The sequence below is a fragment of the Defluviicoccus vanus genome (genome assembly GCF_014672695.1).
Lineage (GTDB): Bacteria > Pseudomonadota > Alphaproteobacteria > Rhodospirillales > Defluviicoccaceae > Defluviicoccus > Defluviicoccus vanus.
The window spans coordinates 3,286,391-3,299,104 of sequence record NZ_CP053923.1 but is presented as its reverse complement, the minus strand read 5'-3'; the positions used below and the strand labels follow the sequence as shown (position 1 = coordinate 3,299,104).

Sequence of the window (12,714 nt, the reverse complement as noted above, 5' to 3'; positions counted from 1 at the left end):
CACGGTCCCATCAAGGGGCCGGGTTGGGATTATCGACGTGAACGGCCTCAATAGCAGCGAGCGCGTCCGGCGAGAGCTCCAGTGTCTCCGCCGCCAAGTTCGTCGCCAGTTGGGACAAAGTCGTGGCACCGATGATCGTTGCGGTGACAAAGGGCTGGCGGATGACCGCCGCCAGCGCCATTTGCGCCGGGTCGTAGCCGCAACGACGGGCGATGGCACAGTAATCCCCCGTCGCGGCAACGGCGCGCGCGCCGGTGTAGCGGCAATACTGCGGAAACAGCGTCAACCGCGCCGCGGTCAGCGGCTCGCCGTTCAGGTATTTGCCGGAGAGGGTACCGAAGGCGAGTGGTGAATAGGCGAGCAGGCCGCAGTCTTCCCGCAGCGCCACCTCGGCCAGTCCCACCTCGAAGCTGCGATTCAGCAGGTTGTAGGGATTCTGGATGCCGGCCAGCCGCGGCAGTCCTTCGGCTTCGGCAAGCGCCAGCATTCGCATCAGGCCCCAGGGCGTCTCGTTGGACACGCCAATGGCGCGGATACGACCATCGGCGATCTCTGCCGCCAGGGCCGCCAGTACCTCGGCAAAGGGGGTGAACGCGTCGCTGGCGTCGTATCGATAGCCCAACTGACCGAAAAAGTTCGCCTTCCGCTCCGGCCAGTGCAGTTGGTAAAGGTCGATGTAATCGGTCTGCAAACGCCGCAGACTGCCGTCGATGGCACTGCGAATGGCGTCGCGGGTGAAGGCGCTCGGCCGGCGTTGCAGATGCTGGAGTCCGGGGCCGGCGATCTTGGTGGCGATGACAAGACGGTCGCGGCCGCCGCGCTGGCGGAGCCAATCACCGATGATCAACTCCGTCGCACCCGCAGTCGTCGCCCGCGGCGGAATCGGATACATCTCGGCTGTATCGAGGAAGTTGACGCCGCCGGCGACGGCGAAGTCCAGCATCCGACAGGCCTCGTCGGCGGAATTCTGTTCGCCGAAGGTCATCGTGCCGAGACAGATACGGCTGACCTTCAAACCAGTACGACCGAGCGCCTGATAGTGCATCACACGTTGGCCCGCGACTGCTTGGCTTCAGGTGAAGACGGCGAGAACCCCGGTATAACCGTAAACTCGGCCGTTGCATATCTCTCCGCCGCAGGCGAAGCCGACCAACGGCAGCGGACCGAGCTCGCGGCGGATGATGGCGAGTTCCTCGCCCGGTCGCCCGAACATGTTTTCGCCCCGGGCGACGCAGCTGAAATAGACGCTGCCGCGCGGCGGCGCATCAAGGCGGCGAGCCAGGGAGCGCAGCATCGCCTCCAGGTCAGTGCGTGCCGAAGCCGGGTCGCGGCGAACGAACATCAACCGCTCGCCGGACGCGATGTACTCGCCAACGGCGAGCCAGCGTCGCATCGGATCGATGCCGATCAGGTTGCGCACCAGATAGTCGCGGCGGTCGCAGTCGGCCAGTGGCAGTGCCACGTGGACGTAGTTGCCCACCCGCTTCAGATCGCTGGCGAGGCTTTCGCCAATGTCCTCACAGAAAACGTCGAGCGCGGGACGACCATCGATAGCCATGATCAGATGGTCGTGTCCCTCGGTGATCACCCGCACCGGCCCCAGCGGCGAACAGCCTTGCGTCAGGCCGGTCTGCACCGAAACCGACGGATCAAACATCACCCCGCATAGCGCACGGCCGGCAAAGGGCGGCGTCTGCTGCGGCAGCGGCTTTCTGGTGGACGCCAAGCCGCCGACGAGAAAGCCGCCACTGCGATCGGCCAGGGCGGAAATCTCTTCCATCGCCTCCGGCCGGCTCGGATCCACATGGATGATGCCGAAGGGGTATTGCGCCTCCAAACCGACGCCGGAGGCAACGTCTGTGGGCGCCAGCAACTCCAGCCGATCGATCAGGCGAAACGATCCCGCCGGCATCGGTGCCACCGCCGCGACAATCGCCGGCTGGTCGTTGATTTCGCTGCCTTCACCGACGGCATCGACGCCCAACACGCCAGTGCCGATGCTGCCGACCCAATCGCGCACCCCCGTCAACCCCTGCAGCCGGCCACGCACGGTGGCGAAGTCTTCGGCAAAATGATCGGAAAGGTAGAGAAACCCGACGGCCTCCTCGTCGATTCCGGCGCTTCCCAGGCGTTCGGCACACTGGTCCGCGGCCGCTTCGCAGTCCTCCGTGGTGCTCATTGCCACGCGAAAGCCATTCATTGGCGTTTGGCCTTGTTGCCAGGCGGCGACCAAGGGTCCCGACCCGGTGGAAGTTTGTCCCGAAAGCGGCAGGGCTGCTCCGGCGCTTGCGCCTCGCTAACTACCGTCGAACTCGGCATGTATGGCTATCAGATAAGCATGGCTGGTGCACGTGGAAGCTTGCACCAGCCATGGCCAGCGGACATATGTATGTTCGGTACTTTACTTTGCGAGAGGGACACGATGGCTTTTGGACCTGACAGGCGTTTCGGTGTGCGAACCGACACGATGACCCCGGCTCAGGCGTCGGCCGCGCAGATCGATGTCGGCCTTCGCCAGTACATGCTGCGGGTCTACAATTACATGGCCCTCGGCGTGGCGCTGACAGGGGTCGTCTCGCTGCTGGTATCGATGAACCCGGCAGTAATGCAGGCGATCGCGCTCGGTCCGTTCAAGTGGGTGCTGTTCATCGGCATTATGGGCCTTGGCTTCTTCGCGCCGCGACTGATTATGTCGAAGAGCGAAGGCACGGCGCAGCTCTGCTTCTGGGCCTACGCGGCGATGTGGGGAGCGCTGATTGCGCCCATGTTCGCCATTTATACTGGCGGCAGCATTGCCCGTGCATTTNTCATCACCGCGGCGGCATTCGCGGGGATGAGTCTGTTCGGTTACGTGACGAAGCGAGACCTCTCCGGCGTCGGGCGTTTCCTGGTCATGGCCAGCTTCGGCGTCCTGATCGCTCTCGTGGTCAATATCTTCGTCCAATCGAGCGGTCTGCAATTGATCATGTCGGTGTTGGTGCCGGTGATCTTTGCCGGCCTGACCGCCTATGAGACGCAGCAAATCAAGAACTGGTATTATGAGTCCGACGTCGGCGACGTTATCGCCAGGAAAGCGATCTTCGGCGCGTTCATGCTTTACGGCAGCTTCATAACCATGTTCGTCTGGATTCTGCAGCTCGTGGGTGTTGCCCGCAACAATTAGCCGTTGCCACTGCATCGACGGCCGTTACCCCGGCGACCGTAGCGTTTGCCGGCAAGGCAAAACCCCGGAGCGATCCTCCGGGGTTTTTTGTGTCCTGCGCCTGCGGCAACCGATCGCGCCGCAACGACGGTTCAGCCCGCCGTTGCTGTCAACTGATCGAACGCTTCGAGCGCATAGGCGCCATACACCGTCGACGGGCCGCCGCCCATCATGATGGCGACGCCGATCATCTCCATGAATTCCTCGCGACTGGCGCCGTGGCGAATGGCGCCGCGGGTATGGAAGCCGATGCAACCATCGCAGCGCAGGGCAATCGAAATCCCCATGGCGATCAATTCCTTGGTCTTGGCATCGAGCACGCCGGAAGCCTTGGCGTTATCAGCGAGGGCACCGAACCCTTTCATCACCTTCGGCATGCCCTGATGCAAGTCGCGCATCGGCTTGGTCAAACTGCCGATGATATCTGGATAATTTTTGCCCATTCGGGTCCTCCACGTTTGACTTATCGCAATCCGGCTGACGTAAAGTCAGTGATGCGAGATCTTATATTAGATTTTATTGAAATACAAAAGCTCTGCTTGCAAGGCGCCCCACCGCGCCATTGCCGCGGATCAAGGCTCGCGGCAGCAGCCGAATTGCCGTAGAAGCGTCTGTGCACACATTCGCGCTGGTGTTGGCGTATGAAGCTGTTCCGCCTGGAAGCTCTGATCCCGTTGCTGGTGCTTGTGGCGGCGGTCAATTTTGCCTTTCGCGACCCGCTGTTCGTCGTCGCCCTGCGCGAAAGCGTCTTCGATGCCTATCAGCGGCTGCGACCGCGCGAATACCAGAATGTCCCGGTACGGATCGTCAACATCGACGAGGACAGCCTCACCCGCTTGGGTCAGTGGCCATGGTCACGCTCGCGTCTGGCCGAACTGGTACAACGGCTGGAAGCGATGGGCGCGGCGGCCATCGTCTTCGACATGCTGTTCGCCGAACCGGACCGGACCTCGCCGTCAAACCTGCTACGCCTGTGGAAGAACGCACCGCCGCTCGAGAACTGGGTCGATCGGCTGGCCGACTACGACGCCGAATTCGCCAAGGCGATCCGCGATGGGCCAACGGTGACCGGCTTTGCCCTGGTACCCACCGAAGAGCCGCGGCGACCAACGCATCCGGCCGCCTTCGCCTACATCGGTGGCGACCCGCGGCCGTTCCTCCCCACCTATCGAGGTGCGGTGACCTCGATGCCGTTGATCGAGGATGCCGCTGCCGGCAATGGCGCCCTCAATGTAGGCATCGCCGCCGGCGGGGTGATCCGCAGAGTACCCTTGCTGGCGGTGCTAGGCGACGAGATCTATCCATCGCTGGCGGCGGAAGCGCTGCGGGTGGCGCAAAGCGTCTCCACCTACCTGATCAAGAGCGCGGGCTCGNGGGGTGAGACCAGTTTTGGCGGCCAGACCGGCATCACCCACGTTCGCGTCGGCGCCTACACGGTGCCGACCGACAGTCGCGGTCAGGTCTGGGTCTACTACACGGCACCGCGCGCCGAGCGTTATGTCCCTGCCTGGGAAGTGTTTGAAGGCGATACCCACGCTGCGGCCATCCGCGGCGCCATCGTCCTGATCGGCTCGACGGCGACGGGTCTGCAGGACCTGCATGCATCGCCGCTCGGCATCGCCGTGCCGNGGGTGTCGATTCACGCCCGCGTCATCGAACAGATCATGCTCGGCGTCCACCTCACACGTCCCGACTGGGCGAAGGGGGCGGAAGTCCTGCTCATGCTCACCCTCTCTGCCGTGGTGCTGGCGCTTGGCGCGCGCATCGGCGCCATGTGGACGGCGGTGATCGGTTCACTCGGCATCGGCGCCGCCTTTCTCGCCTCGTGGTACGCCTTTCGCGAGCATCGCATCCTGCTCGACCCGCTCTATCCGGCAGCGACGGTGCTGGTCACCTATACGGTGTTCTCTTTGATCCGCACCTTGCACACCGAGCGCGAGCAGCGCTGGATCCGCAAGGCCTTCTCCAGCTACATGTCGCCGACCCTGGTCAATCAACTGGTGGAAAACCCGCAATACCTGCGGCTGAGCGGTGAGCGGCGCGAACTGACCTTCCTTTTCACCGATCTGGAAAGCTTCACCTCGCTCGTCGAGCAAACCGCGCCATCAGTCATCGTGCCGGTGATCAACGCGTATCTGGATGGGATGATCCGCATCGCCTTCCGCCACAATGGCACCGTCGACAAGGTCATCGGCGATGCGTTGCACATCATGTTCGGTGCGCCGGTGGCCGACCCCGATCATGCCGCCAACGCCGTCGCCTGTGCGCTCGATATCGATCGGTTCGCCGAAGCCTTCTCCCAGGGCAAGCGCGAAGAAGGCATCGCCTTCGGCCGAACCCGGATCGGGGTCAATTCCGGCAATGCCATCGTCGGCAATTTCGGCGGTGAACTCAAATTCGACTACACCGCGCATGGCGACGCCATCAACACTGCCGCCCGCCTGGAGGGAGCCAACAAGTATCTCGGCACCCGGGTCTGTGTCAGCGGCCGCACCGTCGCCCTGTGCCCGAATTTCTTCGGTCGCCCGGCCGGCCTCCTGGTGCTGAAAGGCAAGACCCAGCCGACCGCCGTCTACGAGCCACTGAAAGACACCAACATCGAACCGGCGTGGATGGCCGCCTACCGTGACGCCTACGAGCGCCTCGAACGTGGCGACGCCACGGCGGAAGAGGCGTTTACCGCCGTGATTAGCCATTGGCCGCACGATCCCCTCGCCGCCTATCACCTGCAGCGGCTGCGACGCGGCGAAAGCGGGGTGATGATCACACTTGCGGATAAATGAGCCACCCGCCACTCGGCCCCTGCAGTTGCCGCGGCATCGACGCGCTGCAATGGCTTTGCTAAGGTCGGCGCCGCCATTCACGCCTTGCACCAAGCATGCACCGGGACCAAGAGGAGAGAAGACAAGCGATGAGCGCGATCAGCCAATCGTCCGCCTGGAAGGCGCTGGAGGAGCACGCGAAGACCACGGGCGCGCAGCACATGCGCGACCTGTTCGCCGCCGATCCCGAGCGCTTCGGCCGCTTCTCCGTGCGTCTCGGCGACCTCCTGCTCGATTACTCGAAGAACCGGATCACCGCCGAGACGATCAGCCTCCTCGTCGCCCTCGCCCGCGAGGCGAAGTTGGAGGAGTGGCGGGAGAAGATGTTCTCCGGTGCCAAGATCAACACCACCGAGGGCCGCGCCGTCCTCCACGTCGCCCTGCGCAACACCGCTGACCGGCCGATCGTCGTCGACGGCACGGACGTGATGCCGGGCGTGATGCGGGTGCGCGAGCAAATGCGCACGTTCTCCGACGCAGTGCGCAACGGCAGTTGGCGCGGCAAGACTGGCAAGGCGATGACCGATGTGGTCAACATCGGCATCGGCGGTTCCGACCTCGGCCCGGTGATGGTGACCGAGGCTCTGAAGCCGTACCAGAAGCCGGGGCTGCGCGTTCACTTCACCTCCAACGTCGACGGCAGCCACATCGCCGAGACGCTGAAGACACTGAACCCGGAAACCTCGCTGTTCATCGTCGCCTCGAAGACGTTCACCACCCAGGAGACGATGGCCAACGCCGAGTCGGCCAAGGCTTGGCTGGTGCAGGCGCTCGGCGCCGATGCCGTCGCCAAGCATTTCATCGCGCTCTCCACCAACGAGAAGGCGGTACGCGCCTTCGGCATCGATCCGGCCAACATGTTCGAGTTCTGGGACTGGGTCGGCGGCCGCTTCTCCCTGTGGTCGGCGATCGGCATGTCCATCGCCATCGCCATCGGCATGGACGGCTTCGATGCGCTCGCCGCCGGCGGCCGGGCGATGGACGACCATTTCCGCACCGCTCCCCTCGAAGCCAACCTGCCGGTCATCCTGGCACTGATCGGCGTCTGGAACGCCAACTTCCTTGGCGCCCCCACCTACGCCGTCCTGCCCTACGATCAGTATCTGCACCGGCTGCCCGCCTACCTGNCCTGGCAGGCGGACATGGAGAGCAACGGCAAGTACGTCACCCGCGCCGGCACCTCGGTCGAGTGGTCCACCGGGCCGATCCTGTTCGGCGAGCCGGGCACCAACGGCCAGCACTCCTTCTACCAACTCGTCCACCAGGGCACGCACCTGATCCCCTGCGATTTCATCGCCCCCGCCATCAGCCACAATCCGATCGGCGAGCACCATGCACTGTTGCTGTCCAACTTCTTCGCTCAGCCGGAAGCACTGATGCGCGGCAAGACCGAGGCCGAGGTGCGTGCCGAGCTCATCGCCCAGGGGCTGAGCGGCGAGGCGCTGGAGGCGCTGGTGCCGCACAAGGTGTTCGAAGGCAACCGACCGACCAACTCGATCCTGGTCAAACAGATCGACCCCTTCACGCTCGGGATGCTGATCGCTCTTTACGAGCAGAAGATCTTCGTCCAGGGCATCATCTGGCAGATCAATTCCTTCGACCAATGGGGCGTCGAACTGGGCAAGGCTCTGGCGAAAGTGATCCTGCCGGAGCTGACCAACGCGGAGGCGGTCACCGGCCACGACGCATCAACCAACGGCCTGATCAATACCTACAAGGCGATGCGGTAAGGGAGCGGCCATTCGCGTGAGCCCCATCCGCCGACTGCCTGCAGGCGTCGTCAACCGCATCGCTGCCGGCGAGGTAGTGGAGCGACCGGCGTCTGCGGTCAAGGAGCTGGTGGAGAACAGCCTTGATGCCGGGGCGACACGGATCGAGGTGACGCTGCGCGACGGCGGCCAGACGCTCATTTCGGTCGCCGACGATGGCCGCGGCATGACCGCCGACGAGCTGCTGCTGGCGATCGAGCGCCACGCCACCTCGAAACTGCCGGACGATGACCTGAGCCGCATCGCCACCCTCGGCTTTCGCGGCGAAGCGCTACCGTCAATCGGCTCGGTCTCGCGACTGACGCTGACCAGCCGCCCCGTCGAGGCGGCGCACGCCTGGGCGCTCACCGTCGAGGGCGGCNACGGTGGGGAGCCGCAGCCCGCGGCGCATCCCNCCGGCACCCGCGTCGAGGTCCGCGACCTCTTCTATGCGACGCCGGCGCGGCTCAAGTTTCTCAAGGCACCGGCAACCGAACAGGCGCACGCCATCGAGGCCATCGAACGGCTAGCGATGGCGCACCCGCGCGTCGGCTTCAGCGTGGCAACCGCGGCGCGGACAGTCCTCAACCTGCCGGCGGCAGCTGGTGACGACGAGACGGTACGGCGCGAGCGGATCGGCCGGCTGATGGGCGACGATTTCATTGCCAACGCCGTCACTGTCGAGGCCGGGCGCGAAGGAGTCGAGATCTCCGGTTTCGCCGGATTGCCGACGCTCAATCGCCGCAACACGGGGCAGCAGTTTCTCGTCGTCAACGGCCGGCCGGTACGCGACCGGATGCTGCAGGGAGCACTGCGCGGCGCCTATCAGGATCTGCTCGCCGCCGACCGCCAGCCGCTGGTAGCGCTGTTCCTTGCCGTGCCGCCGGACCTGCTGGATGTCAACGTCCATCCAATGAAGACCGAGGTCCGCTTCCGTGATGCGGCCCTGGTCCGCGCCCTGATCGTCGGCGCGGTGCGCCGGGCGCTCGCCGATGCCGGACACCGGGCGGCGAGCACCGTCGTGCGCAGTCTCATTCCTGCCGCCGGCGGTGGTGGCGAAACCCGGGGAACAGCGTGGTCGCTGCCGACGGGCGGCAGTGGCCGCGTCGCCGCCGGGCTCGCCGAAGCCGCAGCGGCGTTTCACCTGCCGCTGCCGACCCCGGTTCTCGATGCCGTTCTTGGTCGGCCCACCGATGCGCCTGCCGCGGACGCGGTGGAAACGGCAACGCCGGCCGACATCCCGCCACTCGGTTTTGCCCGGGCACAGTTCCTCGGCACGTTCATCATTTCGCAAGCCAGGGACGGTATCGTTATCGTCGACCAGCACGCGGCGCACGAGCGGCTGGTGCACGAACGTCTCAAGCGGCAACTGGCCGAGGGCGGCAGCATCGCCCGCCAGGCGTTGCTGATCCCCGAGGTGGTGGAACTGGACGACGCCGCCTGCCAGCGACTCCTCGCCCGCCGGGACGAACTGGCGGCGCTGGGGCTGCCGATCGAACCGTTCGGTGCCGGCGCCGTAGTGGTGCGCGAAGTGCCGGCGCTGCTCGGACGCGGCGACGTGCGGAGCCTGATCCGGGACGTGGCCGATGACCTTGCCGAGCTGGGCGATACGCTGGCGCTCAAGGACCGGCTTTCGGCAGTCTGCGCCAGCATGGCCTGCCACGGCAGCGTGCGCGCCGGACGCAAGCTTTCGATCGAGGAAATGAATGCGCTGCTGCGTGACATGGAAGCAACCCCGCACAGCGGCCAGTGCAGCCACGGCCGCCCCACCTTCGTCCATCTCGACCGGGTGGAGATCGAGCGGCTGTTCCAGCGTCGTTGAGCGATGGTGATGCCCGATCGCCATGACGGCAATGGCCAAGGGATATTCGGGCGATGATCTTCTGGCTCAGCCGCCAGTTGACCAACCTCGCGGTGGCGGCGGTCGCCGCTCTCGCCATCTATACCCACCGCGACGACATCCTTGCCTATCTCGACGGCGGTGCCAGAGGCCCGGCGGCGGCATCGGCTGGCCGCGCCATCCCAGGACCGGCGCCACCAAGTCAGCCGCCAAGTCACTTGGCTCCCGCTAAGGCGGTTCCCGGCAAAACCAGCCCCAGTCGGACGATGCGCATCCGCGCCGATCGCGACGGCCATTTCACCGTCGTTGCCACCGTCGATGGGACCGCCGTCCGCTTTCTTATCGACACCGGCGCCACCACGGTGGTGCTGACGCCAGAGGATGCGGCGCGCATTGGCCTCCGGCCGCGCGACCGCGATTTCACCGAAACCTTCCGCACCGCGGGTGGGGGTCGTCCGTGCCGCGCCAGTGACGCTAGGTGAAATGACCATCGGCGCCCTTCAGCTGCGTCAGGTCCCGGCGGTGGTCAATGAACAGCCGATCGGCGTTTCCCTGCTCGGAATGAGCTTCCTCAGCCGCCTCGACGGCTACGCGGTGCAGGGTGGTGTGATGATCCTGAACTGGTAAGATTGGCCAGGGCTTCCTCGATCCTGCTCTAAGGAAAATTATTACATGCAAAAAACGCTTCTCGTTGTTGCGCTGTCCGCGGTTCTGTCAGCGTGCGCGACCGATCCCATCATACTTACGAATTCTGCTACCGGGGCAACCGTCGATTGCGGATCACGCTCCTGGTGGGCCGACTGGTGGGGCGTGATGAATGCACGCAAGGAAAAACAGTGCGTCGATATGTATCGGGCCGACGGCTACCATCTCTAACGACAATTCTTTGCTGTAGCGCTTGGGCTGACTGCAGCCATATCTCCCACCCGTCATAGCCGGGCTTGTTCCGGCCATCCTCGACGTTATGCAACACCCTTCATGCCGGGCTGGGCGAAGACCCATGGGTGAGAAAGATCGCCCGCGCCGCGCCATAGACGCGCTCATCGATGACCGTATAGCGCGGCGGCGGGTGCAACGGCTCGCGTGCGCCCACTTCGACCACGGCAAGGGCACCCGCCGCAAAGCCAGTGCTGCGTCGCCAGCACCTGCAGCGCCGGCAGCGCCAGGCCGGATTGGTACGGCGGATCGAGAAAAGCGATCGCACAGGGGGCACCGGCGGCGAGCGGCGGCGGCGGCAAACGTGTCGCATCAAGATTGAGCAAGGTGATCGCCGTCGCCTCGCCGATAGCAGCAGCGTTGCGGCGGATGGTTGCCAGGGTGGCCGGTTCGCGATCGATGAAGGTGGCGTGCGCTGCGCCACGTGACAGCGCTTCCAGTCCGTAGGCGCCGGTACCGGCGAAGAGGTCGATGACGTGCGCGCCTTCGAGGGCACCGCCCGCGGCTCCATGAACGAGAATGTTGAAGACCGCCTCGCGCACCCGGTCCGCCGTCGGCCGCACCCCCGCCGCCGCCGGCACCTTCAGCGCTCGCCCGCGGTGTTTGCCGCCGATGATCCGCATCGCTCGTTTCCTATCGTGCCTTCGACCCCGGCACGTCGTGGCCCAGTTGCTCNNGCGCAGCACCTTGCGCGATACCTCCGCCACCTCGCTACGGGCAAGATTGCCCAGCTGAAACGGCCCGTAGGCGACGCGGATCAGCCGGCTCACGGTCAATCCCAGGTGCTCCAGCACTTTGCGGACCTCGCGGTTCTTCCCCTCCTTCAGCGCCAGCGTCAGCCACAGGTTCGATCCCTGCTCCCGGTCGAGCCGGGCCTCGATCGGCCCGTAATGGACGCCACCGACGCTGACGCCACGGGCGAGGGCAGCAAGCGCCGTCGGTTCGATCGTCCCGTGCGCGCGTGTCCGGTAGCGCCGCGTCCAGCCGGTCGTCGGCAGTTCCAGACGCCGCGCCAGGGCGCCGGAATTGGTCAGCAGCAGCAACCCCTCCGAATTGAGGTCGAGGCGGCCGACGGAGATCACCCGCCCGAGGTCCGCCGGCAGGTGCGCGAACACCGTCGGCCGTCCAGCCGGATCCTTGTGCGTAGTCACCAGTCCCGGCGGCTTGTGGTAGCGCCAGAGACGCAGCACCGGCCGATCCGGCAGCGCTCGCCCATCGACGGTCACCAGATCGGTCTCGCCAACGACGACAGCAGGTGTGGCGAGGACCGTCCCATTGACCGCTACCCGGCCGGCGGCGATCCAAACCTCCGCCTCGCGGCGCGAACACAGACCGGCAGCGGCGATGACCTTGGCGATCCGTTCGCCGCGACGGCCCTCGTTCGGCTCGGCAGCAATTTCGATATCGTCCATGGCGGTCTCAGCCAGCCGCCGCAGTGACGAACGCCGCCAGCAGTGCCCGGTCGCCGGCACTGATTTCGAATTCCGGATGCCACTGCACGCCGACGCAGAACCGCCGCCCCGGCGCCTCGATCCCCTCGATGACGCCATCCGGCGCCCGGGCGTTGACGACAAGGCCGTCCGGTTCGTCCTTCGCCGCTTGATGGTGGGCGCTGTTCACCGCCAGCCGATCGGCACCGACGATCGCCCTGAGCCGCGTTCCCGGCAGGATGGCCACCTCATGCCCCGGCTCGTCGCGCGGATTTGGCTGCTCATGGGCGAGCGCGTCTGCCACCTCATCGGGGATGTGCTGGATCAGGGTACCGCCGAGGACCACGTGCAGCAATTGCTCGCCGCCACAGATGCCGAGGATTGGCAGGTCGCGGGCGAGCGCACCACGCGTCAACGCCAGTTCGAAAGCGGTGCGCCGGTCCTTGGTCTTGACCGTGGGGTGGCGTGCCGCGGCACCGAACAGCGCCGGATCCACGTCGAAATTGCCGCCGGAGATGATCAGGCCGTCGAGCAGGTCGAGATAGCGATCGGCCTGCTCCGGCTCATGCGGCAGCAGCACCGGCAGGCCACCGGCGTGGACGACGGCGCACGGATAATTTTCACGGAGCGCGAGCCAGGGAAACTTCGAATAGCCACCTGGCTCTTCCGCATCGAGGGTAATACCGATCACGGGAGAGGACATGACCGAAGCATAGCCGGCAGACCCGCCACCGGG

Annotated in this window: 12 protein-coding genes; 7 read left to right on the top strand and 5 right to left on the bottom strand. The window is 65.4% G+C overall.

What is annotated here, in order from left to right; translation table 11 throughout:
* Positions 1–10: 10 nt before the first annotated feature.
* Positions 11–1,045: an NADP(H)-dependent aldo-keto reductase gene (locus HQ394_RS14970; protein WP_190263328.1), complete on the bottom strand. Its 1,035-nt coding sequence runs from the start codon at positions 1,043–1,045 to the stop codon at positions 11–13.
* 27 nt (positions 1,046–1,072) lie between these two features.
* Entirely contained in the window at positions 1,073–2,200 is a 1,128-nt protein-coding gene (locus HQ394_RS14965) for an FIST signal transduction protein (RefSeq protein WP_190260890.1), read from the bottom strand.
* A gap of 117 nt (positions 2,201–2,317) precedes the next feature.
* On the opposite strand from HQ394_RS14965, the gene HQ394_RS14960 reads away from it, so the two are divergent.
* Positions 2,318–3,163 (top strand): Bax inhibitor-1/YccA family protein, encoded by an 846-nt coding sequence (locus HQ394_RS14960; RefSeq protein WP_223291621.1) that lies wholly within the window; start codon positions 2,318–2,320, stop codon positions 3,161–3,163.
* Positions 3,164–3,294: 131 nt separating this feature from the next.
* On the opposite strand, the gene HQ394_RS14955 is transcribed toward HQ394_RS14960, so the two are convergent.
* Positions 3,295–3,645: a carboxymuconolactone decarboxylase family protein gene (locus HQ394_RS14955; RefSeq protein WP_190260889.1), complete on the bottom strand. Its 351-nt coding sequence runs from the start codon at positions 3,643–3,645 to the stop codon at positions 3,295–3,297.
* A 198-nt stretch (positions 3,646–3,843) separates the two neighbouring features.
* Here HQ394_RS14955 and HQ394_RS14950 point away from each other — a divergent pair, with 198 nt between their 5' ends.
* The 6 genes from HQ394_RS14950 (at position 3,844) to HQ394_RS14925 (ending at position 10,488) form a co-directional block, all read left to right on the top strand.
* Positions 3,844–5,985, top strand: coding sequence for a CHASE2 domain-containing protein (locus HQ394_RS14950; RefSeq protein ID WP_190260888.1), 2,142 nt, complete (start codon positions 3,844–3,846; stop codon positions 5,983–5,985).
* 128 nt (positions 5,986–6,113) lie between these two features.
* The gene (gene pgi / locus HQ394_RS14945) at positions 6,114–7,754 is read left to right on the top strand and encodes a glucose-6-phosphate isomerase (RefSeq protein WP_190260887.1); all 1,641 of its coding nucleotides are present in this window, start codon (positions 6,114–6,116) and stop codon (positions 7,752–7,754) included.
* Positions 7,755–7,770: 16 nt separating this feature from the next.
* Positions 7,771–9,594 carry a DNA mismatch repair endonuclease MutL gene (gene mutL, locus HQ394_RS14940; RefSeq protein ID WP_190260886.1) on the top strand — a complete coding sequence of 608 codons (1,824 nt, stop codon included), beginning with the start codon at positions 7,771–7,773 and terminating at the stop codon, positions 9,592–9,594.
* Positions 9,595–9,647: 53 nt separating this feature from the next.
* Positions 9,648–10,094 carry a retropepsin-like aspartic protease family protein gene (locus HQ394_RS20550; protein ID WP_190260885.1) on the top strand — a complete coding sequence of 149 codons (447 nt, stop codon included), beginning with the start codon at positions 9,648–9,650 and terminating at the stop codon, positions 10,092–10,094.
* A 1-nt stretch (position 10,095) separates the two neighbouring features.
* Positions 10,096–10,239, top strand: coding sequence for a pepsin/retropepsin-like aspartic protease family protein (locus tag HQ394_RS20545; RefSeq protein WP_263053733.1), 144 nt, complete (start codon positions 10,096–10,098; stop codon positions 10,237–10,239).
* A gap of 45 nt (positions 10,240–10,284) precedes the next feature.
* Positions 10,285–10,488, top strand: a complete 204-nt coding sequence (locus tag HQ394_RS14925; protein ID WP_190260883.1) for a hypothetical protein — start codon at positions 10,285–10,287, stop codon at positions 10,486–10,488.
* Between the two features lie 164 nt (positions 10,489–10,652).
* Here the strand turns inward: HQ394_RS14925 and rsmD are convergent, their stop codons facing one another.
* On the bottom strand, positions 10,653–11,960 hold the full coding sequence (gene rsmD / locus HQ394_RS20845; protein ID WP_317628954.1) for a 16S rRNA (guanine(966)-N(2))-methyltransferase RsmD: 1,308 nt from the start codon (positions 11,958–11,960) through the stop codon (positions 10,653–10,655).
* 7 nt (positions 11,961–11,967) lie between these two features.
* Entirely contained in the window at positions 11,968–12,681 is a 714-nt protein-coding gene (locus HQ394_RS14910; protein ID WP_190263326.1) for a gamma-glutamyl-gamma-aminobutyrate hydrolase family protein, read from the bottom strand.
* Positions 12,682–12,714: the final 33 nt, after the last annotated feature.